Raw genomic sequence first — 22521 nt, 5'->3', positions numbered from 1 at the left:
TCAATAGATTTTCTTGATTACACCAACCTGCGCAGATGCGCAGGTTTTTTTTTGCCAGAAATCGGCTGCCGATAACGAACTGATACACAGTTTTCCTGTTATACGGCCAGCGCTTTCTTTATAACTGCTGGCACCAGCCCCTTTCTCTTTATTTTGCGCAGCGGAATGCCATGCCCCGGATTAAAAAACTACTGGGAAAAGACCAGATAAAAGCGCCGTTTAACCCTTTTCGTTTCCGACTGATCTGCCTGGGTGTCACGACCTGTCTGGTGGTGCTGCTGGCGCGCGTCGCGGACCTGCAGTTCCTGAATCAGCCGATGCTGGAGCACGAAGCGGATCAGCGATCGCTGCGTACCGTGACGCTGCCGACCAGTCGCGGCACGCTGCTGGATCGTAACGGTGAAGCGCTGGCGCTCAGCGTCCCGTCGCGCGACGTGATTGCCGATCCGCAGCGCGTGCTGGAGAGCAACCCCGATTTTACCAGTGCCAAATGGGCCTATCTGGCGGCGGCGCTCAACACCCGTCCCGAAGAGCTGGCGGCGCAGATCACCGCCAACCCGAAACGTCGCTTCCTCTATCTGGGGCGTAAAGTCGAGCTGGGCATCGCCAAAGATATTAAAGAGCTGAAGCTGAAAGGCATCAGCGAAGTCTATGACGACAGCCGTTTCTACCCGATGAGCGAGGCCTCTGCGCCGCTGATCGGCATCGTCGGGGCGGATAACGTCGGCCTGAACGGACTGGAAAAGGGCTTTGATAAAGTATTGCAGGGCGAGCCGGGCAAAGAGGTCTATCGGCAGGATGCCGCGGGCAATATCATCGCGATGATCAACTATCAGCCGCCGACCCAGCCGCCGACGGTACAGCTCAGCATCGACAAATATGACCAGTACACGCTCTACAGCAAACTGCGCGACGGCGTACTGATCAACAAGGCGGACTCCGGTGCGGCCGTGCTGGTGAAAATCGACACCGGCGAGATTCTGGCGATGGCCTCCTATCCGTCGTTCAACCCCAACAATTATGAAGGGGCAACGCCCGCGCAGATGCGTAACTCTGCCATCAATGACAGCTACGAACCGGGATCGACCGTCAAGCCGTTAGTGGTGATGGAAGCGCTGGAGCGCCACCTGGTGCGCCCGGATTCGGTGATCGACACCACGCCTTACAGCGTTAACGGCCACCTGATCCGCGACGTCGGCCACTGGCCGCGCCTGACCATGACCGGCATTTTGCAAAAATCGAGCGACATCGGCGTGTCACACCTCGCGCTGGCGATGCCCGCCGAAGCGCTGGTCAACACCTATCATGCGTTCGGCCTTGGCAAACCGACCGGCTTAGGGCTGACCGGCGAAAGCGTCGGCTACTTTCCGTTGCACCGCACCCGCTGGGCAGATATCGAGCGGGCCACCTTCTCCTTTGGCTATGGCCTGCGTGTGACGCCGTTGCAGATTGCCCGCGAATACGCCACGCTCGGCTCCTATGGCATTTACCGTCCGCTGTCGATCACCCGCGTTACGCCACCGGTCATGGGACGCCAGGTCGCCAACCCGGAAACGGTGAAAGAGGTGGTGCACATGCTGGAGAGTGACGTCCTGCCGGGCGGAACCGGGCTGAAAGCTGCGGTGCCGGGCTACCGTCTGGCAACCAAAACCGGTACGGCGGAAAAAATGGGCACCAGCGGCAAGTATGATGGCGGCTACGTCAACTACACCGCCGGTCTCGCTCCCGCCAGCCATCCTGAAGTGGCGCTGGTGGTGATGATCAACCATCCGACGGCGGGCGATCACTTCGGTGGCTCGGTTGCTGCACCGGTGTTCGGCAATATCATGGGGCCGGTACTGAAACACATGAATATTGCACCGGATGCCATCTACACCAAACCGGCCGCCACTCCTTCAGATAAATCTTAGAAAAATCAGAGTGTAAGCGAGGCGTGAAGGATATTCACACCTCGTTGCACTTCCCCGAATTCGGTTGCGTTTTCCTGCTGTCTCCGCGCGGTCAATCAGTGCGAGGATAGCAGTCCCAGAGGTATTGATGGGTGTGAAAACAACACCGCTTCGGCAGTGAGACCCTGTTATTACACCGACCCACGCAGATGCGTGGGTTTTTTTTGCCTGCTCGCCTGAGCCTGCCGTTACCGCTGTAAAAACCGCCGCTAAATCAACATCGTTCTTAACGAAACCCTGACAGTTTGCCAATAGAAAGGCGCGTCGCCTTTCACTGATAATGGCCGCCGTGAAGCCTGGCGCTTTTTTGTCCGCCGCCGCTCACTGCCGCATTCCGCACGTTCCGGGATTTCTTTTTCTGCTTATCTGAAGAGTTCGACGATGACTCACCTTTCTCGCCCCGCGCGTTCCTTTGGGCTTAAATGGCTGCTCCTGTTGCTGGTGGCGGCGATTGTCGCTGGGGTTATCTGGCGTCTGCTGGCGGCAGGTCACGGGCCGGGCGAGGGGATGCCGTCGGGCAGACCGGGTGCGCATGGCATGATGGGCGGAGGGGCAACGCTGGTTCACAGCGGTGTCGCCAGCACGGCGGATGTGCCGGTGTGGCTGAATGCACTCGGCACGGTCATCCCCAACGCCAGCGTCACGGTGACCAGCCGCGTTGACGGCCAGCTGGAGCAGGTTTTCTTTACCGAGGGGCAGAAAGTCAGCGCCGGGCAGCTGCTGGCGCAGATCGATCCGCGCAGCTTTCAGGCCACGCTGAACCAGTATCAGGGCGAACTCAGCGAAAACCAGGCGCTGCTGAAAAGTGCGGAGCTGACGCTGGCGCGCTACCGCAAACTGGCGGCGCAGGATGCACTGGCGCGTCAGGATCTGGACAGCCAGATTGCCACCGTCGGGCAGTATCGCGGTGCCGTCGCCGCCGATCAGGCGCAGATCGCCAGTGCCAGACTCAGCATTGAATATGCCCGGATCACCGCCCCGATCAGCGGGCGCGTCGGCCTGCGTCAGGTCGATCCCGGCAACATGGTTCAGAGTGCCAGCAGCACCGGTCTGGTGACCATCACCCAGATGCAGCCTGCCGCCGTGACCTTTAGCGTGCCACAAAGCGAAATCCCGACGCTGGTCAGCGTGCTGCATCAGGGGCAGAGCCTGCCCGCCACGCTGTATGATCAGGACAACCAGCATCAGCTCGGCAGTGGCGAAGTGAAGTTCATCAGCAACCAGATCGACACCGCCACCGGCACCGTGGCGCTGAAAGCGGTGTTCGCTAACCAGGATGAGTCGCTGTTTGCCAATCAGTTTGTGAATCTGCGGCTGCAGACCCGGGTGCTGAAAGGCGCGACGGTGATCCCGGCCCAGGCGCTGCAGCTGAGCAGCGACGGCAGCTTTGTCTTTGTGATCAATCAGGATCACAGCGTTACGCGCAAAGCGGTCACCACTGGTCCCGCTTTCGGAGACGAACAGCAGGCGATCCTCAGCGGCGTTTCGCCGGGCGATCGGCTGGTGACGGAAGGGATCGATCGTCTGACCAGCGGCAGCAAAGTGTCGCTGGCCGATGAGACGCCCGCCGCTGCGGGTGCTGTGTCGAAATGAACCCGTCGCGCCTGTTTATTCTGCGTCCGGTCGCCACCATTCTGCTGATGGTCGGCGTGCTGATCGCCGGCATTTTTGCCTGGAAATTCCTCTCTACCTCGGCGCTGCCGCAGGTCGACTATCCGATCATTCAGGTCACCACGCTCTATCCGGGTGCCAGCCCGGATGTGATGGCATCGTCGGTCACCTCACCGCTGGAGCGCCAGTTAGGGCAGATGGCCGGGCTGAGCCAGATGAGCTCCACCAGTGCCAGCGGCTCCTCGATCATTACCCTGAAGTTCAGCCTCGATCTGTCGCTGGATGTCGCCGAGCAGGAGGTGCAGGCAGCGATCAATGCGGCGAATAACCTGCTGCCCGACGACCTGCCCAATCCGCCGACCTACAAAAAGGTCAATCCGGCGGACAGCGCGGTGGTGACGCTGGCGGCGAGCTCCAGCACGCTGCCGTTGACCGCGGTGCAGGATCTGGTCAACACCCGGGTGGCGCTGAAGCTGTCGCAGATCTCCGGCGTCGGGATGGTGACGCTGGCGGGCGGCCACCAGCCGGCGATTCGGGTGCAGATGAATCCTCAGGCGCTGGCGGCGCATCATCTGACGCTGGAGGCGGTAAATACGCTGATTGGCAACAGCAACGTCAATGGCTCCAAAGGCGGCTTTGACGGGAAATATCATTCGGTGACCATTGACGCCAACGACCAGCTGCGCACCGCAACCGAGTACGGCAACCTCATCCTCAGCTATGAGAATGGCGCGGCGCTGCGCCTGAAAGATATCGCCCACATTGAACAGGGCCCGGAAAACAGCTTCCAGTCGGCGTGGGCCAACAACCAGCCCGCGATTGTAATCAGCGTGCAGCGTCAGCCGGGCGCGAACGTCATCCAGGTGGTGGACAACATCAAGGCGCAGCTCCCCGCGCTGCAGGCGGCACTGCCGGAGGGGGTGAAGATGACCATTCTCTCCGATCGCACCCAGACCATTCGCGCCTCGATCAGCGACGTGCAGTTTGAACTGATGCTGTCGATTGCGCTGGTGGTGATGGTGACTTTCCTGTTCCTGCGCAACGTTGCTGCCACGCTGATCCCGAGCGTGGCAGTGCCGCTGTCGCTGGTCGGCACCTTTGGTGTGATGTATCTGGCGGGCTTCAGCCTGAATAATCTGTCGCTGATGGCGCTGACCATCGCCACCGGTTTTGTCATTGATGACGCTATTGTGGTGGTCGAGAACATCTCCCGGCGGCTGGAGCAGGGCGAGTCACCGATGGAAGCCGCGCTGAAAGGCTCCCAGCAGATTGGCTTCACCATCATCTCGCTGACCTTTTCGCTGATTGCGGTGCTGATCCCGCTGCTGTTTATGGGCGATGTGGTCGGGCGACTGTTCCGGGAGTTCGCGATTACGCTGGCGGTGGCGATTCTGGTGTCAATGCTGGTGTCGCTGACCCTGACACCGATGCTGTGTGCATATCTGCTGCGCCACATTCCGCCCGAACAGCAGTCAACATTTGCCCGCAAGGGCGGCGAACTGTTCGACCGCCTGGTGCGCGGCTATGACCGGCTGCTGACCGTGGTACTGAACCATCAGAAACTGACGCTGCTGGTGACGCTGGCCACCTTCGGGCTGACGGCGCTGCTCTACATAATGGTGCCGAAAGGCTTCTTCCCGACCCAGGATACCGGGCTGATTCAGGGTATTACTGTCGCCTCACAGGATGTCTCGTTTAACGCCATGGCAACGCGGCAACAGGCGTTGTCGGCGCGGATCCTGAAAAACCCGGCGGTGGAGAGCGTCTCATCGACGATCGGCATCGACGGCACCAACACCAGCCTTAACAGCGGGCGGTTGCAGATCAACCTGAAGCCGTTTGGCTCGCGTGATGTGAAAGCGGGTGAGGTGATTAAACAACTGCAACAGGCGACCGCCGATGTGCCGGGCATCCGGCTCTATCTGCAACCGGCGCAGGATCTCACCGTCAACGATCAGGTCTCACCGAGTCAGTATCAGTTCACCCTCGATGATGCCGACAGTGAAAATCTGGTCAGCGAGTCGCCGAAACTGGTGGCGGCATTGCAGCAGCGGCCCGAGTTTAATGGGGTGGTGAGTAACCTGCAGGATCAGGGGCGCGTCTCTTACGTTGAGCTGAACCGCGATAAAGCGGCGCGCTTCGGCATTACTGCCTCGGACGTGGACACCGCGCTCTATAACGCCTTTGGTCAGCGGCTGGTCTCGACCATCTTCACCCAGTCGAATCAGTATCGGGTGGTGCTGGAAGTGGCTCCGGCATACCAGCAGGGTCCGGCGTCGTTTGATGATGTCTGGCTGCAATCGTCCGGCAGCAGCAGTTCGGCGTCGTCATCCACCAGTACGGCTTCATCAGCGTCAACGTCTTCGTCAACATCGTCGTCTTCGTCGACGTCCACTTCAGCCTCTGACACCAGCGCCAGCCCGACCAGCAGCGGCATGGTCAAACTCACTTCTATCGCCACCATCCACCAGCGCACCGGTTCGCTGATGCATATGCGGCTGAATCAGTTCCCGGCGGTGATGATCTCCTTCAACCTTAATCCGGGCTATTCGCTGGAGGATGGACAGCGGGCGATCGCGGACGTGCGGGAGCAGCTGCATCTGCCGGAGAGCACCACGCTGCGTTATCAGGGGGAAACCTCGGCGTTTCAGAGCGCTACCGGCAACACGCTGTGGCTGATTCTGGCGGCGCTGATCACCATGTATGTGGTGCTCGGCATCCTCTACGAAAGCTTTATCCATCCGGTGACCATCCTCTCTACGCTGCCGTCGGCGGCGGTGGGCGCGTTGCTGACGCTGCTGCTGGCGGGCACCGAATTCAGCCTGATTGCGCTGATTGGGGTGATACTGCTGATCGGCATCGTGAAAAAGAACGCCATCATGATGATCGACTTCGCGCTGGAGGCGGAACACCATCAGCAACTCAGCGCGCGCGACGCGATTCATCAGGCCTGCCTGCTGCGCTTCCGCCCGATTCTGATGACGACGATGGCGGCGCTGCTGGGTGCGCTGCCACTGATGCTGGCCTCCGGCTCCGGGGCGGAGCTGCGTCAGCCGCTGGGGCTGGTGATTGTCGGCGGGCTGATTGTCAGTCAGGTGCTGACGCTCTTCTCCACGCCGGTCATTTACCTCCTGTTTGATGGGCTGGCGCAGCGCGGTAACGCCTGGGTGAAACGCCGTCAGCAGCGGGCGCGGAGCGGGCAATGAATCTGACCCGGCTGTTTATCTTTCGTCCGGTGGCGACGCTGCTGCTGACGCTGGCGATCCTGCTGCTGGGCGCGCTGGGCTACCGGCTGCTGCCGGTAGCACCGCTGCCGCAGGTCGATTTTCCTACCATCATGGTCAGCGCCAGCCTGGCAGGCGCCAGCCCGGAAACCATGGCGGCGACGGTCGCTACGCCGCTGGAACGTTCGCTGGGGCAGATTGCCGGTATCAGTGAGATGACCTCCAGCAGCTCGCAGGGCTCCAGCAGCATCATCCTGCAGTTTGAACTGGACCGCGATATCAATGGCGCGGCGCGCGACGTTCAGGCGGCAATCAACGCAGCGCGCAGCCTGCTGCCCAGCGCAATGGCCTCGCTGCCGACCTATCGCAAAGCCAACCCGTCAGACGCGCCAATAGTGATGCTGGCGCTGACCTCTGCCACCCGCACACCAGGCGAACTCTACGATCTGGCGGAGAGCAAAATCGAACAGGCGATGGGGCAGGTACAGGGCGTTGGCGAAGTGTCGCTGATGGGCAGCGCCTTACCGGCGGTGCGGATTGATCTGCAGCCGCTGAAGCTGACCCATTACGGCATCTCGCTGGAGACGGTGCGTGCCGCCGTCGCCAACAGCACCACTAATCTGCCTAAAGGGATCTTACAGGGCAGTGACCAGTCGTGGCTGGTGGACAGCAACGGCCAGCTGGAGAAGGCGGCCAGCTACCGCGATCTGATCATCAATTATCAGCAGGGCAAGGCGGTGCGACTGCGCGACGTCGCCACGGTCTATGACTCGGTGGAAGATCGCTATCAGGCAGGGTTTCTGAATGCCACACCGGCGGTGATGATCGGTATCAAACGTCAGGCGGGTGCCAACATGCTGGAAACCATCGACGCGATAAAAGCGCAGTTGCCACAGCTGGAAAAGAGTCTGCCCGCTGACAGCCAGCTGAAGGTGGTGGTTGACCGTTCGCCTGGCGTGCGCGCCTCACTGTATGACACCGAAGAGACGCTGCTGATCGCGGTGCTGCTGGTGATTGCGGTGGTGTTTATTTTTCTGCGCAATCTGCAGGCGGTGATCATTCCGGCGCTGGCACTGCCGGTGTCGCTGATCGGCACCTGCGCGGTGATGTATCTGCTGGGATACAGCCTGGATAACCTGTCGCTGATGGCGCTGATTATCGCCACCGGCTTCGTGGTGGATGATGCGATTGTGGTGCTGGAGAACATCACCCGTCACATTGAGCGCGGGCTGAGCCCGTTGCGGGCAGCGCTGCGCGGGGCGCAGGAGGTGAGCTTCACCGTGCTGTCGATGACCGTGTCGCTGATCGCGGTGTTCATCCCAATCCTGCTGATGGGCAGCATTGTCGGGCGGCTGTTCCGCGAATTCGCCGTGACGCTCACCGTGTCGCTGCTGATCTCGCTGTTTGTTTCGCTGAGCCTGACGCCGATGCTCTGCGCCCGCCTGCTGAAACCAAAGCCGCCCGTCAGCCAGCGGCCGCATCCGCTTTATCAGTTGATTGAAAACCAGCTGAATCGCCTGCTGGCCGCCTACGGGCGCGGGCTGGCCTGGGTGATGCGCCATCAGAAACTGACGCTGCTCAGCCTGCTGCTGACCGTACTACTGAATGTTTTTCTCTTCGTCGTGGTGCAGAAGGGCTTCTTCCCCAATCAGGATACCGGGCTGCTGATGGGTGCGCTGCGCGCCGATCAGAACATCTCGTTCCAGGCGATGAAGCCGAAAATGCTGATGTTCACGCAGATCATTCAGGAAGACCCGGCGGTAGAGAGTGTGATGTCGTCGATGGGCAGCGGGATGTTTGGCTCCCGCAACAGCGCCAACTTCTTTGTGCGGCTTAAAGATTTTGATCAGCGCGATGCGACCGCCACCGAGGTGGCCAACCGGCTGACGCGCAAAACCAGTCACATCGCCGGGGCGCAGATGTTCCTGATGGCGGCGCAGGACCTGCACATTGGCGGACGCAGCGCCAACGCCACGTATCAGTACAGCCTGCAGGCGGACGATCTCGATCTGCTGCGCACCTGGACGCCGAAAGTGCAGGCGGCGCTGGCGGCGATCCCCGAGCTTAACAGCGTGGACTCCGATTCGCAGACCGGCGGCCAGGAGGTAGAGCTGAACATTGATCGTGATCGCGCCACCCGGCTGGGCGTCAACGTGAACATGCTGGATACGCTGCTGAACAATGCGTTCAGCCAGCGGCAGATCGCCACGCTCTATCACACTCTGAATCAGTATCACGTGGTGATGTCACTGCAGGATAGCGACACCGCCAATCCTGATACGTTGCAGCAGCTTTATGTGATTAACGACAGCGGTGACCGCGTGCCGCTCTCCGCCTTGGCCCGCTTCAGCGGCGGCAACGCGCCGCTGTCGGTGGCGCATCAGGGCCAGGCCGCGACCAGCACCCTGGCGTTTAATCTCAACGAGGGGGTGTCACTGGAACAGGCGCAGGAACTGATAAAACAGGCGATGGCGAAGCTGGGCCTGCCGTCGACCCTTCATGCCGGTTTTGCCGGCACCGCCGCCGCCTTTTCTCAGCTGACCGCGACCATGCCGTGGCTGATTCTGGCGGCGCTGGCGGCGGTCTATCTTGTGCTCGGCGTGCTCTATGAGAGCTACATCCATCCGCTGACCATTCTTTCGACCCTGCCGTCAGCGGGCGTCGGCGCGCTGTTACTGCTGCTGCTGACCGGCACGCAGCTCACGGTGATCGCGCTGATTGGCATCATCCTGCTGATCGGCATCGTGAAAAAGAACGCCATCATGATGATCGATTTCGCCATCGACGCGGAGCGGCAGCAGGGCATGTCGCCACAGCAGGCGATCACCCAGGCGTGCCTGATGCGCTTCCGGCCCATCATGATGACCACGCTGGCCGCCTTTTTCGGCGCGTTGCCGCTGGCGCTGGGCAGCGGCGGTGATGCCGATCTGCGCAGCCCGCTGGGCATCGCTATTGCGGGCGGACTGGCGCTCAGCCAGCTGCTCACGCTGTTTACCACGCCGGTTGTTTATCTTTGGCTTGATCGTCTGGGCCGTGCCACTCAACGTCAATGGCGTCGTCTGCGCCCTACGGAATCCTGATCCATGAAACCGCTTATCCCCTTTGTTGTGATGCTGCTGAGCGGCTGTAGCGTCGGTCCCGACTATCAGCGCCCCGCGGTGTCTGTGCCGGTCCACTATAAAGAGGCCAGAGGCTGGCAGCAGGCGACGCCGCTTGATGCGCAAAGTAAAGGCGAATGGTGGGCGGTTTATCACGACGCCACCCTGAGCGGGCTGCTGAACCAGGTGAGCATCTCGAACCAGAACGTGGCGAATTATGCCGCGCAGTACCGGCAGGCACAGGCGCTGGCGAGTGAGTCACGTGCGGCGCTGTTTCCCTCGCTGGGCTATGACGGCAGCGTGACGCGCAGCGGCAGCCACGCGACTGACAGCAGCGTTCGCACCACCAGCAGCAGCCATCAGGCGGAGCTGAGTGCCAGCTGGGAGCTGGACCTGTGGGGCAAACTGCGACGCACGCTGGAGGAGAACCGCGCCAGCGCCTCGGCCAGCGCGGCGGAACTGGCCAATATCACCCTGAGCGCCCAGTCTGAGCTGGCGCAGGACTATTTCCAGCTGCGCATCATGGATCAGAAAATCGCGCTCTATCAGCAGAGCGTTGATGCTTATCAGCGCTATCTGAAAGTGATTACCAGCCAGTATCAGGCGGGCACCGCGTCGCGTGCCACCCTGGCTCAGGCGCAGCTGCAGCTGGAGAGCGCCAGCGCCTCGGCGCAGGATTATCAGTGGCAGCGCGCGCAGATGGAGCACGCCATTGCGCTGCTGATCGGCAAAGCACCCGCTGAATTCAGCCTGACCGCCGCGCCGCTGACGGCCACGCTGCCCGCGATTCCGGCAGCCCTGCCGGGCGAGCTGTTGCAGCGCCGTCCCGACATTGCTTACGCCGAACGTAACATGGCCGCGGCCAATGCTGCGGTGGGCGTGGCGGTGGCCGGTTACTATCCCGACCTGACCCTGAGCGCCAGCGGTGGCGTCAGTTCTTCCGTGCTGCATTCGCTCTTCTCGCTGCCGAATCGCGTCTGGTCGCTGGGGCCGGAGCTGAGCGGCACGCTGCTGGATTTTGGTGCGACCGCAGCACAGGTCGATCAGGCACGAGCGGGCTGGGATGCCAGCGTTGCGACCTATCGTCAGACAGTGCTGACCGCAATGCAGGAGGTGGAAGATAAGCTGGTGGAGCTGAACACGCTGCAGGGTGAGATCGCCGCGCAGCAGCGCGCCACCGACGCGGCGCAGACCTCTGCGCGGGTAACCCGTTTGCAGTATGAGGCGGGCATGATTACGTATCTGGATGTGGCGACCACCGAAAACAGCCGCCTGAGCGCGCAGCAGAGTTTGCTGACGCTGCAGAGCACGCAGTGGGTCAGCAGTGTGGCGCTGATTGCGGCACTGGGCGGTGGCTGGCAGGCACCCTGAAGGCGGCGTCAGGTTACCGATAATTCTGTTGTCGAACCGCCTCAAATCCTGCATCGTGAGGGGCTATTTTCACGATGCTAAGGAGCCGGCATGGTTTTCACACTATTGCGCCTGATATTTCGCCTGTTATGGCGGGTCGAACTGCGTGGCGACGTCGCCGAACTGCATAAGCAGAAGGTATTGATCACGCCGAACCATATGTCGTTTCTCGACGGCATATTGCTGGCGCTATTTTTGCCGATTAAGCCGGTCTATGCGGTCTATTCGACCATCAGCGAAAGCTGGTTTATGCGGCTGGTTAAACCCTTTATCGACTATGTGCCGCTCGATCCCACCAAACCCATGGCGCTCAAACAGCTGGTCAGGCTGATCGACAGTGGCCGTCCGGTGGTGATCTTCCCGGAAGGACGCATTACCGTCACCGGCTCGCTGATGAAGATCTACAGCGGGGCGGGTTTTGTCGCGGCGCGTTCGGGCGCGAATGTGGTGCCGATGCGCATTGAAGGCGCAGAGTACACGCCGTTTGGTCGTCTGGCGGGCGTGTTTAAACGTCGCCTGTTCCCCCGCATCACCCTGACGATTCTGCCCGCCACCCGCATTCCGATGCCGGAGGCGAAACGGGCGCGCGATCGGCGCGTGCTGGCCGGTGAGCATCTGCATCATGTGATGATGGAAGCGCGCATGGCGGTGCGTCCGCGTGAAACCCTGTTTGAGGCGTTTCTGGCGGCGCGTACGCGTTATGGCGCGTTTAAGCGCTGCATCGAAGATGTCAATTTCAAACCTGACAGCTACAACGGACTGCTGAAGAAGGCGCTGGGCGTGGGCCGTATTCTGGAACGCTACAGCCAGCCGCGCGAAGTGGTAGGGCTGCTGCTGCCCAATACCACCGTCACGGCGGCGGCGATTTTCGGAGCATCCCTGCGCGGACGCGTTCCGGCGATGCTCAACTATACGGCCGGCGTGAACGGCATGCGGGCGGCACTGACCGCCGCGCAGATCAAAACGGTCTTCACGTCTCGCCAGTTCCTGGACAAAGGCAACCTGTGGCATCTGCCGCAGGGGCTCGATGATGTGCAGTGGATCTATCTGGAAGATCTGAAAGATACCGTGACCAGTAAGGACAAACTGTGGATCGTCGCCCATCTGCTGATGCCGCATCGCGCGCAGCTGCCCCAGCAGCCGGAAGACGCCGCGATGGTGCTGTTTACCTCCGGCTCGGAAGGCAACCCCAAAGGGGTGGTGCATTCGCATAAAAGCCTGCTGGCGAACGTTGAACAGATCCGCACCATCGCCGACTTCACCCCGCGCGACCGCTTTATGTCGGCGCTGCCGCTGTTCCATGCGTTTGGTCTGACCGTCGGGCTGTTTACGCCGCTGATGACCGGCGCCCAGGTGTTCCTCTATCCCAGCCCGCTGCACTATCGCATCGTGCCGGAGCTGGTCTATGACCGCAACTGCACCGTGCTGTTTGGCACCTCGACCTTCCTCGGCAACTACGCGCGCTTTGCCGCGCCCTATGATTTTGCCCGCCTGCGCTATGTGGTGGCGGGGGCGGAGAAGCTGCAGGAGAACACCCGTCAGCTCTACATGGAGAAGTATGGCATTCGCATTCTTGAAGGCTACGGCGTAACCGAATGCGCGCCAGTGGTCGCGATTAACGTGCCGATGGCGGCGAAGGCGCACACCGTCGGACGCATTCTGCCGGGCATGGATTCGCGGCTGATGTCGGTGCCGGGCATTGAGCAGGGCGGACGGCTGCAACTGCGCGGACCGAACGTGATGAAGGGCTATCTGCGCGTCGAGAATCCAGGCGTGCTGGAAGTGCCGGTCGCCGACGATGGCGAAGGCAATCAGGAATCGGGCTGGTATGACACGGGTGATATCGTCAGCTTTGATGACGGCGGTTTCTGCCAGATTCAGGGGCGTGCCAAACGCTTTGCGAAGATTGCCGGTGAGATGGTGTCGCTGGAGATCGTCGAGCAGATCGCTCTGAAGGCGTCGCCGGATAAACAACATGCCGCCTCGCTGCGCCCGGATGGTCAGCGTGGTGAGGCGCTGGTGCTGTTCACCACCGACGCTGAACTGGCGCGCGACAGCCTGCAGAAAGCGGCCCGCGAGCTGGGTGCGCCAGAACTGGCGCTGCCGCGTGATATCCGGGTGATGAAGCAGTTGCCGCAGCTGGGCAGCGGTAAACCCGATTACGTCACGCTGAAAAAAATGGCGGAAGAGGAGCAGGCATGAGCCTTGATCGTAATGCGCCGCTGATGTCACGCGGCATGATCGCCGTGATTATCGCCCAGTTCTTTTCGGCCTTCGGCGATAACGCGCTGCTGTTTGCCACGCTGGCCGTGCTGAAAAGCCAGTTCTATCCCGACTGGAGCCAGCCGGTGCTGCAGATGCTCTTTGTCGCAGCCTACATTCTGCTGGCACCGTTTGTCGGTCAGGTCGCGGACAGCATGGCAAAAGGGCGGGTGATGATGCTCGCCAACAGCCTGAAGCTGCTGGGCGCGCTGGTGATCTGCTTCGGCTTCAACCCCTTCCTCGGATATACCCTGGTGGGCGCTGGCGCAGCGGCCTACTCCCCGGCTAAATATGGCATCCTCGGTGAGATTACCCACGGTGAGAAGCTGGTGAAAGCCAACGGGCTGATGGAGGGATCGACCATCGCCGCCATTCTGCTCGGCTCAGTGGCGGGCGGGATGCTGGCTGACTGGCATCTGCTGGCGGCGCTGGGGATCTGTGCGGTGACCTACGGCATTGCCGTGGTAGCCAACCTGTTTATCCCGAAACTGCAGGCGGCGCGTCCTGGTCAGAGCTGGCAGCTGGGTATGATGGTACGCAGTTTTTTCAGTGCTGCCGCGCTGCTATGGCGTGATGCGGAGACGCGCTTTTCGCTGCTCGGCACCAGCCTGTTCTGGGGCGCAGGCGTGACGCTGCGTTTTCTGCTGGTGCTGTGGGTGCCGGTGGCGCTGGGCATCAGTGACAACACCACACCAACGACCCTGAATGCTATGGTGGCGATCGGGATTGTGATTGGGGCGGCGGCGGCGGCGAAGCTGGTGACGCTTGAAACGGTGCGTCGCTGTATGCCAGCCGGTGTGCTGATTGGTGTGATGGTCGTCGTCTTCGCGCTGCAGCATTCTCTGCTGAATGCCTATCTGGTGCTGATGCTGATTGGCGCGCTGGGCGGTTTCTTTGTGGTGCCGCTGAATGCGCTGTTGCAGGCGCGGGGCAAAGAGAGCGTCGGTTCAGGTAATGCGATTGCGGTGCAGAATCTGGGTGAGAACAGCGCCATGCTGATCATGCTGGGGTTCTATACGCTGGCGATCAAGGCGGGTGCACCTGCGGTGGCGACGGGCGTCGGTTTTGGCGTGCTGTTTGCGCTGGCGATAGCGCTGCTGTGGCTGTGGCGACCGGCTAAGCGTTAAGCGATTCACCGCCTCTCTCCGGGATAGCCGGAGAGAGGCGGGCGCCCTCGTTAACAATAGATGTTAACAACGGAGATTAGCGACGAAGGGCAATCGCTTCGATTTCGATCTTCACATCTTTTGGCAGACGCGCCACTTCGACACAGGAACGCGCCGGGAAGTGAGCTTCATGCTCGGTGAAAAACGCCTCATAAGCCGCATTGACCGTGGCGAAGTCATTTAAGTCTTTCACGAACACCGTGGTCTTCACGATGTCGCCGACCTTCAGACCCGCTGCTTCAACAATCGCCTTCACATTTTCCAGTGACTGACGCGCCTGTGCGGCAACGTCATCCGCCACCTGGCCGGTCGCCGGATCCACCGGGATCTGGCCAGAGGTGATGATCATGCTGCCCAGATCGACACCCTGAACATAGGGGCCGATAGCGGCAGGGGCTTTTTCAGTACTGATTTCACGAGACATCATTGCTCCTTTGATTACGTCGTCAGGCGGCCATGCCGCCGGTGTTGCCCATTATAAGGTCGGGCAGGGCGATTACCAGTGACCCAGCACCACATGGCGGGCGAACTCTTTTTCGCAATATTTGCACTTAAGATGGACATCGTCGGCGCGCTGCTTCACGGCAAAGCTGGAGAAGACCGGCTCGCTGCGGCTGATGCAGTTGCTGTTCGGGCAGGTCAGCACCCGTTCAACGTGGTCCGGCAGCGTCGGGGCGATCTTCGCCACTACTTCATAATCGTCGATGCGGTTGACCGTGGCATGGGGCGCATAGACCGCCAGCTGATTGACCTGATCGTCAGTGAGAAAGGTGTTCTCAATCTTGATCAGATCTTTGCGGCCCATCTCGCCTGAGGGCAGATTCAGGCCAATAGTAATGCGCTGATCGGTTTCGGTCAGCCGGAACAGAGAGAGCAATTTAAAGCCGATCTGCGCCGGAATATGGTCGATGACCGTGCCGCGTTTGATCGCTTCGACCTGCAGTTTGTTGTCCTGCGTCATGGGGGTATCTCCTTACAGGGCGAGTTCGCTGTTTAAAACCAGTGCCAGCAGAGCCTGGCGCGCATAGATGCCGTTACCCGCCTGCTGGAAATACCAGGCATACGGGGTTTTATCGACATCGGTGGTGATTTCGTCGATGCGCGGCAGCGGGTGCAGTACCTTCATATTGTCGCGCGCTGTAGCGAGATCGGCAGCGCGCAGAATGAACTGCGCTTTGACGTTGGCATATTCTGACGGATCGAGCCGCTCTTTCTGCACCCGCGTCATGTAGAGGATATCGAGCTGCGGCATCACCTCTTCAAAGCTGTCGTGACGTGACCAGCTGATATTCTTCTCATCCAGCATGTCGGTGATATAGGCTGGCATCGCCAGCGCATCGGGCGCGATAAAGAAGAAGCGGTTGCCGTCAAACTTCGCCAGCGCCTGGGTCAGGGAGTGGACGGTGCGGCCATACTTCAGGTCGCCGACCATCGCCACATTCAGCTGATTAAGACGGCTCTGCGTCTCCTGAATGGTGAAGAGATCAAGCAGTGTCTGGGTCGGATGCTGGTTCGCGCCGTCACCGGCGTTGAGAATCGGGATGCCGCCGGAGAACTCGGTCGCCAGCCGCGCCGCGCCTTCCTGCGGGTGACGCATCACGATCGCATCGACGTAGGTGCTGATCACTGAAATGGTGTCGGCCAGGGTTTCGCCTTTTTTGCCCAGCGACGTATTACTGCCGTCAGCAAAGCCCACCGCTGACGCGCCGAGGCGATGAATGGCGGTTTCAAACGACAGGCGGGTACGGGTAGACGCCTCAAAGAAGCAGCTGGCGATAACCTTGTGCTTCAGCAGTTCCGGCTGCGGGTGGGCTTTCAGCTTTGCGGCGGTGTGCAACGCCAGTTCCAGCTCTTCACGACTGAGGTCGTTAATTGAAATAATGTGTTTGCGATATAGCGGGTTAGCCATAGCTTTCTCCTCTGCGCGGCCGGATTGCGGACAAAAAAAAGCCCCTGCTTAAGGGGCTTTTTTAAGATCGGGTCGATGACCGAAAGAAACAGTAGCACCGCCTGCGGTCAGGCGTGATTGAGCGTCAAGTTGTCCGCTGTGCTGTAGCATATTTCCTCCGGCAAATTGGGCCGCATTATACCCGTTCGCGGTGGGTCAGCAAGAGGAAAACGTTTGCGCCTGCCTGGCCGATCGGAGGCCGGGCCAGATCAGACGGTGAATCGCCCGCTATGAGCGGGCGCGACTCAGCGTCCTCAGCTGCGCGGTGCTGGTCGATCAGCGCTGGCCCAGCGTGGCCACCATTACCGCTTTAATCGTGTGCATCCGGTTCTCAGCCTGGTCGAACACAATGCTGTGTGGTGACTCAAACACCTCGTTGCTCACTTCCATGCCGTTGGGCAGATCGTACTGTTCCGCCATCTGCTGGCCCAGCGTGGTCTGATCGTCGTGGAAGGCGGGCAGACAGTGCAGAAATTTAACCTGCGGGTTGCCGGTCAGATCGAGCATCGCCCGGTTCACCTGATAGTCACGCAGCAGCGCGATACGCTCGGCCCACACCGCTTTGGCTTCGCCCATCGACACCCAGACATCGGTGTAGATAAAGTCAGCGCCTTTCACGCCGTCGGCAATATGTTCGGTGAGGGTGATTTTCCCGCCGGTCTGCTGCGCGGCTTCACGGCACTGCGCCACCAGTTGCTCCTCTGGCCAGCAGCTTTTCGGTGCCACCAGACGCAGATCCAGCCCCACCTGTGCGGCGGCTTCCAGCATGGTGTTGCCCATGTTGTTGCGCGCATCACCCACATAAACCAGCGTCATCTCGCTGAGTTTTTTGCCCGGCAGATGCTCCTGCATGGTCAGCAGGTCGGCCAGCAGCTGGGTCGGATGAAACTCGGTGGTCAGGCCGTTCCACACCGGCACACCGGCATGTTCCGCCAGTGTTTCCACCAGTTCCTGTCCGTAACCGCGATACTGAATGCCATCGTACATCCGGCCCAGCACCCGCGCGGTGTCGCGCATCGACTCTTTATGGCCGATCTGGCTGCCACTCGGGCCAAGATAGGTGACGTTTGCACCCTGATCGTAAGCGGCAACTTCGAAAGAGCATCGGGTACGGGTCGAGTCTTTTTCGAAGATGAGCGCGATGTTTTTACCTTTCAGATGCTGCACTTCCTGGGCGCTTTTTTTCGCCCGTTTCAATTCAGCGGAAAGGGTAAGCAGGTGATCAATTTCGGCGGGAGTAAAATCCAGAAGCCTGAGGAAATGGCGCTGATACAGCTGACTCATACAACACTCCGGTAATCATTAAAGTGAATTAAAATTCAATCTAACCGTATGAATATGCATTTTCAAGTGCGGGGCTAATAAACTTTTCGTTTTGTGTAGTGGCGCGACGGGCAGTATGGGAAAATAATTGATTATTGCCGAACTCAGAGAGGATATCGTCATGGCATATGAAGCATTACTGGAAGAGCAGCAGGAAGAGACGCGGCAGATTATTGAAGAGCTGCTGGAGGATGGCAGCGATCCTGATGCGCTCTATACCATCGAGCACCATCTCTCATGCAATAATTTTGATTCGCTGGAAAAAGCGGCCGTTGATGCGTTCAAGCTGGGTTATGAAGTGACCGAGCCGGAAGAGCTGGAGCTGGAAGATGGCACCACCGTGATGTGCGTCGACATCATCAGCGAATCCGCCCTGAAGCCTGAACTGATCGATGTGCAGGTTGAGCAGCTGGTGAACCTGATTGGTAAGTACAACGTCGATTACGACGGCTGGGGTACCTATTTTGAAGATCCCGATGCCGAAGATGAAGATGACGACGCCATCGAAGATGAAGATGATGATGGTATTCGCCACTAAGTAGCCGGGGCGGAGAGTTCTCCGCCTGTCACCCCTGCCACCTGTTTTAACATCATGAACTACGCACCCTTACTTGAACCGATCTATCAGTTTCTGCACTGCCGCACGCCACAGGCCTGGATTGATGAGGCGCGCAAGCCGGAAAATCTGACCCTGCTGTTAACCGACCATCTGGTGTGCGAGCTCAAAGCCGCACAGACCGCGGTGTGGTTGATCCGCAAATATGTTGCCGACAAACCCAGCGGCGACGCCATTCTGGCGTGGCTGAAACCCTATGAAGATTTTATCTTCCGCGAAGATGGCGACAGCGACTTTATCAACGCCCATAAGAACCTGACAAAACGTATCATCGTGCGCAATGCGCTGCCGTGGGCGGATGAGCTGGTGGAGAAGATGGTGCTGCTGATTAAAGAGGAGCTGCATCACTTCTATCAGGTGTGGGAAATTATGCAGTCGCGCGGGCTGGTCTATCAGAAGATCACTTCCAGCCGCTATGCCAAATCGCTGCTGCGCGAAGTCACCACCCATGAACCGGAAACGCTGGTGGATAAGCTGATATGCGGCGCTTACATCGAGGCGCGCTCCTGCGAACGTTTCGCCAGTCTGGCACCTTATCTTGATGACGAACTGGCGAAGTTCTATCTGTCGCTGTTGCGCTCAGAGGCGCGGCATTATCAGGACTATTTAACCCTGGCGGCGCAGATTGCCACCAGAGATATCACGCCGCGGGTGCAGGTGATTGGGGCAACAGAAGGGCGGTTAATTAGCGAACCCGACAACGAATTACGCTTTCACAGCGGCGTACCGGCGTTCTGATTAGAGTAAACGGCGCTCTTACGATGGCCGTTTATTTTTTATATTGAACCGGGTTGATTTTATTAATAATAAAAAGATAAGTATTAACTGTTAATCTAATATGAACGCGTTACCTCCGAAAAATATAATTTGAGTGACCCCTCACAAAATATTTTATCTCTTCTGTTTTTTCTTTGCGGAATAACTATAGTGCTCTTGCCGGATTAGGATTGTTATTTTTCAAGCAAAACCTGATTCATAACGCCTCTTTGCCAGAGAGGGTTGTGAATCAGGTTTTTTTTGCACCGGCTATAGCCGGGGAAAAGAATCAGCGACTTTTTTTTGGCGTCCAGTTTTGCTAATAAGCATTTAATGGAAGGAGTCATTAACATGAGGGGAAAGCGCGGTATTCCGTTATTTATTTTACTGTTTTTGCAGCCACCTGGCGCATGGGCTGACTTTTCCGACGCATTATCGTTCTCTGACACTGCTTTCCTGCGTGATTCGCAACTCGATCTCAGACTGCGTAATCACTGGAAGTATCTCAAGGAAAATGAAGCGCAGCCTACCGCTGTTCATAATGCCTGGGGACAGGCGTCAAGCCTGAATTTTCGTTCCGGCTATCAGTGGGACTGGCTGGGTTTCGATGCAACTTATACCCGAGCGATCAGGCTGGGAGCCAGCGACTACTTTGCCACGCGCGGCCTGCTTTACGACAGCGGCGGTCATCAGCAAAAAGCTGACGCGCAGGGCTTCAGCAAGTTTGGTGAACGCTATCTGAAAGTGAAGCTGGGGGACGCGAATGCGGGATTTAAAGGAAAAGTGGGCTGGCAGGAGTTTAAAAACATCGGCGTGCTGACCACCACGGACCGCTTGTCACGCAACAGTTACTCAGGCTATAGCGGCGCGCTGAACGTGCAGAAGATACGGCTGGATTTGGCTTACGTGACCAAAACGCTTCGCCACGACTCGCCGGAGAGTCTTGCCCTGCAAACCCAGGACCGACGAAAAATTAATGCGATCTATACCGGCGCACTGAGCTATACCGGTGATCGCGGACGTCTCGCCTACGCATTTGGCGAAGCGGAAGCCTACCAGCGGCGTCATGTTATCGAAGCGAATTACTCGCTCTCGCCGGACTGGCGCTTGTCCTCTCAAATTTATGGCAGTCAGGGGCTGGAAAATTATAAAAGCATGGCGGCCAGCAAAAGATCGTTCGATAACCACGCGTGGCACTATGTCGGTGAAGCAGACTGGATTAACGACAGATGGACACAGAAATTCGCTGCCGCCTGGACTTCGGCGCCCAAACATAATGCGGTGGGATATTATGTGCGCCCGCTGACAAAAAATACCCGTGGGCGTTTCAACGCCCTGACCTCTGCCGGAAAAGATTATACCCGTGATAAAGAACTGGCGCTGGTGTCGCAGACGGAATTTGAAATTTCAAAAGGCATTTTTAGCGGATTTCAGATTAACTATGGACAGTTTAATTATCGTAATACGCGTATACGTTCGGGGGAAGTCGCGCTCATAAACCGCTTCATCGAACCCCATCCGGTCCTGAAGGATTTATCGGTCTTTACGCTATTCGGTTATGGCTGGTCATACAAGAATAATAAAGAAACTCCGGTTTTTAATGCGCAAGGGAAATATATGCGTTCTCCCAGCCTTTCTGCAGAGATCGCGGTTGAATATAAATTAAATCTGTTCAGATAAGGAAAATACGATGAAAAGAATTTTTAAAGCGTTGCTGATTCTTATTGTGGTTGGGGCTGTCGCAGGCGAAGCCCTTGCCGCCGATGTCACTCTCTACGTTACGCGGCATGGTAAAACGATGTTCAACACGGTGCATCGCGCGCAGGGATGGGCAGATACTCCGCTAACGCCAGCGGGGGTAGAGGTGGCGCAAAAGCTGGGACGCGGTCTGCAGACGATCCCGTTTATCGCCGTCTGGTCCAGCGATGCTGGCAGAGCGAGAGAAACCGCGCAGCTTGTGATGCAGGCATGGAAAACGCCGCTGCCGCTGAACGAACGCCGGGAATTGCGGGAAGTGGGCTTTGGCCTGTATGAGGGCGATCTGAATAATAATATGTTGAACGATGCCGCCCATCAGTTGGGATTTGCATCCGATACGGCGCTAATGGAGGCCTATGGCAAAGGCAAGGTTCATGTCGACAGGATCATAGACGCTATCCGGCAGGCGGAAGCGTCAGGCACGCCGGCACTGAGAGGCATTAAATCAGCAGGCATGGCCGAAAGCTATCAGCAGGTTGCGAAGCGAATGGTCGATAGCCTGACTGAGATAGCGCAGCAGGCCCGGCAGCAGGGCGGCGGTAACGTTCTGGTGGTCACGCATGGCCTGGCGATTACAGCGCTACTGCAGGCGCTTGGCGATACATCGTTAAACCAGACGCTGGACAATGCGAGCGTAACCCGGCTGCGCTATACCGACAGCGGAGAGTTCGTGATTGAATCCATCAACGATATGAGTTACGTAGAGCGCGGCTTATAACTTCCGCAACATACGCACTTCGCAGTCGACATGGCCTGTGCAGCCCATCGCGCTGTCGATATGCTCAAAGCCGAGTGACTCATAAAGTTTAATGGCCCGCGTCAGGCTGGCGGTGGTTTCCAGATAGCAGCGACGGAAACCGTGGCTGCGTGCATGTTCTATCGCCCGCAGCGCCAGTTCGCGTGCCAGACCCTGACCGCGCACCTCTGGCAGAAAGTACATCTTTTGCAGTTCGCAGATATCGGGTGCGCTGCAGGCGAGCGGCGCAACACCGCCGCCGCCGACCACCTTGCCCTGATACTCAACAATCCAGTAGGCGCTCTGTTCGGCACTGTAGAGCTCAAACAGCTGGTCGAGCTGCGGATCGGAAACGGTGTAGCCCTTGTCAGCCGTCAGGCCGAACTCCGCGGAAACATCGCGGATCACCTGGGCGATATGCGGATTATCGGCGGCAGTAATCGGCCGCACCTGGAGGTGCTGAGAGTCAGAAATCATGTGGGAGTTGAGCTATGTAAATCGGTTAGACATTTACCAGAAGTAACATTATCGTCATGTAAAAGCAATATTCCTGACAATGCAGGGAGGCTTTAAAAGCGTCATGTTTTTTAACGTCACTTGAAAATCTGTTTTATCATTTACACATTACTATGTTCAGTAATAAGGGATTGTTTCTATCTTCTGG

At 58.6% G+C, this 22521-nt stretch carries 16 protein-coding genes; 11 read left to right on the top strand and 5 right to left on the bottom strand.

Features of this window, described 5'->3' with window-relative positions; genetic code table 11:
• The first annotated feature begins 170 nt into the window (after positions 1-170).
• From ACX8ZY_RS17490 to lplT, 7 genes are all read left to right on the top strand, one after another.
• Positions 171-1910 (top strand): penicillin-binding transpeptidase domain-containing protein, encoded by a 1740-nt coding sequence (locus ACX8ZY_RS17490; RefSeq protein WP_010251720.1) that lies wholly within the window; start codon positions 171-173, stop codon positions 1908-1910.
• A 420-nt stretch (positions 1911-2330) separates the two neighbouring features.
• Entirely contained in the window at positions 2331-3542 is a 1212-nt protein-coding gene (locus ACX8ZY_RS17485) for an MdtA/MuxA family multidrug efflux RND transporter periplasmic adaptor subunit (protein ID WP_060681593.1), read from the top strand.
• Positions 3539-6766, top strand: coding sequence for an efflux RND transporter permease subunit (locus ACX8ZY_RS17480; RefSeq protein ID WP_421665129.1), 3228 nt, complete (start codon positions 3539-3541; stop codon positions 6764-6766). The genes ACX8ZY_RS17485 and ACX8ZY_RS17480 overlap by 4 nt, the downstream gene beginning before the upstream one ends.
• Positions 6763-9864 carry a multidrug efflux RND transporter permease subunit gene (locus tag ACX8ZY_RS17475; protein WP_421665128.1) on the top strand — a complete coding sequence of 1034 codons (3102 nt, stop codon included), beginning with the start codon at positions 6763-6765 and terminating at the stop codon, positions 9862-9864. Before ACX8ZY_RS17480 ends, ACX8ZY_RS17475 begins: the two co-directional genes overlap by 4 nt.
• A 3-nt stretch (positions 9865-9867) precedes the next feature.
• Complete coding sequence (locus ACX8ZY_RS17470; RefSeq protein ID WP_158132046.1) at positions 9868-11253, top strand: efflux transporter outer membrane subunit; 1386 nt, start codon at positions 9868-9870, stop codon at positions 11251-11253.
• A gap of 90 nt (positions 11254-11343) precedes the next feature.
• A complete protein-coding gene (gene aas, locus ACX8ZY_RS17465; protein WP_089414629.1) occupies positions 11344-13494 on the top strand; it encodes a bifunctional acyl-ACP--phospholipid O-acyltransferase/long-chain-fatty-acid--ACP ligase in 2151 nt (716 codons plus the stop codon).
• A complete protein-coding gene (lplT, locus tag ACX8ZY_RS17460; protein ID WP_089414628.1) occupies positions 13491-14681 on the top strand; it encodes a lysophospholipid transporter LplT in 1191 nt (396 codons plus the stop codon). Before aas ends, lplT begins: the two co-directional genes overlap by 4 nt.
• Positions 14682-14757: 76 nt before the next feature.
• On the opposite strand, the gene ridA is transcribed toward lplT, so the two are convergent.
• From ridA to argF, 4 genes are all read right to left on the bottom strand, one after another.
• Positions 14758-15144 (bottom strand): 2-iminobutanoate/2-iminopropanoate deaminase, encoded by a 387-nt coding sequence (ridA, locus tag ACX8ZY_RS17455; RefSeq protein WP_010251687.1) that lies wholly within the window; start codon positions 15142-15144, stop codon positions 14758-14760.
• 72 nt (positions 15145-15216) lie between these two features.
• Complete coding sequence (gene pyrI / locus ACX8ZY_RS17450) at positions 15217-15681, bottom strand: aspartate carbamoyltransferase regulatory subunit (protein WP_010251684.1); 465 nt, start codon at positions 15679-15681, stop codon at positions 15217-15219.
• A gap of 12 nt (positions 15682-15693) precedes the next feature.
• Positions 15694-16629 (bottom strand): aspartate carbamoyltransferase, encoded by a 936-nt coding sequence (gene pyrB, locus ACX8ZY_RS17445; protein ID WP_010251681.1) that lies wholly within the window; start codon positions 16627-16629, stop codon positions 15694-15696.
• 315 nt (positions 16630-16944) lie between these two features.
• On the bottom strand, positions 16945-17952 hold the full coding sequence (gene argF / locus ACX8ZY_RS17440; RefSeq protein ID WP_061901816.1) for an ornithine carbamoyltransferase: 1008 nt from the start codon (positions 17950-17952) through the stop codon (positions 16945-16947).
• Between the two features lie 160 nt (positions 17953-18112).
• On the opposite strand from argF, the gene rraB reads away from it, so the two are divergent.
• The 4 genes from rraB to ACX8ZY_RS17420 all read left to right on the top strand — a co-directional run bounded on the left by rraB (position 18113) and on the right by ACX8ZY_RS17420 (position 21839).
• Positions 18113-18529: a ribonuclease E inhibitor RraB gene (rraB, locus tag ACX8ZY_RS17435; RefSeq protein WP_010251675.1), complete on the top strand. Its 417-nt coding sequence runs from the start codon at positions 18113-18115 to the stop codon at positions 18527-18529.
• Positions 18530-18583: 54 nt separating this feature from the next.
• Positions 18584-19345, top strand: a complete 762-nt coding sequence (gene miaE / locus ACX8ZY_RS17430; RefSeq protein WP_010671789.1) for a tRNA isopentenyl-2-thiomethyl-A-37 hydroxylase MiaE — start codon at positions 18584-18586, stop codon at positions 19343-19345.
• A gap of 369 nt (positions 19346-19714) precedes the next feature.
• Positions 19715-21043: a hypothetical protein gene (locus tag ACX8ZY_RS17425; RefSeq protein ID WP_425020993.1), complete on the top strand. Its 1329-nt coding sequence runs from the start codon at positions 19715-19717 to the stop codon at positions 21041-21043.
• Between the two features lie 10 nt (positions 21044-21053).
• Positions 21054-21839, top strand: a complete 786-nt coding sequence (locus tag ACX8ZY_RS17420; RefSeq protein WP_061901813.1) for a histidine phosphatase family protein — start codon at positions 21054-21056, stop codon at positions 21837-21839.
• Here the strand turns inward: ACX8ZY_RS17420 and ACX8ZY_RS17415 are convergent.
• Positions 21834-22334, bottom strand: coding sequence for a GNAT family N-acetyltransferase (locus tag ACX8ZY_RS17415; RefSeq protein ID WP_010671786.1), 501 nt, complete (start codon positions 22332-22334; stop codon positions 21834-21836). The genes ACX8ZY_RS17420 and ACX8ZY_RS17415 overlap by 6 nt on opposite strands.
• Positions 22335-22521: the final 187 nt, after the last annotated feature.

It is taken from the genome of Pantoea sp. XAF26B01_ASV70, from assembly GCF_054512635.1.
Note: the sequence above shows the minus strand (reverse complement) of the source record. Positions and strands in the feature narration are given on the sequence as shown.

Coding starts and splice junctions, on each gene's coding strand:
- ACX8ZY_RS17415 (WP_010671786.1), bottom strand. CDS start 22,334: ATGATTTCTGACTCTCAGCACCTCCAGGTGCGGCCGATTACTGCCGCC.
- ACX8ZY_RS17470 (WP_158132046.1), top strand. CDS start 9,868: ATGAAACCGCTTATCCCCTTTGTTGTGATGCTGCTGAGCGGCTGTAGC.
- miaE (WP_010671789.1), top strand. CDS start 18,584: ATGAACTACGCACCCTTACTTGAACCGATCTATCAGTTTCTGCACTGC.
- pyrI (WP_010251684.1), bottom strand. CDS start 15,681: ATGACGCAGGACAACAAACTGCAGGTCGAAGCGATCAAACGCGGCACG.
- rraB (WP_010251675.1), top strand. CDS start 18,113: ATGGCATATGAAGCATTACTGGAAGAGCAGCAGGAAGAGACGCGGCAG.
- argF (WP_061901816.1), bottom strand. CDS start 17,952: ATGAGTCAGCTGTATCAGCGCCATTTCCTCAGGCTTCTGGATTTTACT.
- ACX8ZY_RS17490 (WP_010251720.1), top strand. CDS start 171: ATGCCCCGGATTAAAAAACTACTGGGAAAAGACCAGATAAAAGCGCCG.
- pyrB (WP_010251681.1), bottom strand. CDS start 16,629: ATGGCTAACCCGCTATATCGCAAACACATTATTTCAATTAACGACCTC.
- ridA (WP_010251687.1), bottom strand. CDS start 15,144: ATGTCTCGTGAAATCAGTACTGAAAAAGCCCCTGCCGCTATCGGCCCC.
- ACX8ZY_RS17425 (WP_425020993.1), top strand. CDS start 19,715: ATGAGGGGAAAGCGCGGTATTCCGTTATTTATTTTACTGTTTTTGCAG.
- aas (WP_089414629.1), top strand. CDS start 11,344: ATGGTTTTCACACTATTGCGCCTGATATTTCGCCTGTTATGGCGGGTC.
- ACX8ZY_RS17480 (WP_421665129.1), top strand. CDS start 3,539: ATGAACCCGTCGCGCCTGTTTATTCTGCGTCCGGTCGCCACCATTCTG.
- ACX8ZY_RS17485 (WP_060681593.1), top strand. CDS start 2,331: ATGACTCACCTTTCTCGCCCCGCGCGTTCCTTTGGGCTTAAATGGCTG.
- ACX8ZY_RS17420 (WP_061901813.1), top strand. CDS start 21,054: ATGAAAAGAATTTTTAAAGCGTTGCTGATTCTTATTGTGGTTGGGGCT.
- ACX8ZY_RS17475 (WP_421665128.1), top strand. CDS start 6,763: ATGAATCTGACCCGGCTGTTTATCTTTCGTCCGGTGGCGACGCTGCTG.
- lplT (WP_089414628.1), top strand. CDS start 13,491: ATGAGCCTTGATCGTAATGCGCCGCTGATGTCACGCGGCATGATCGCC.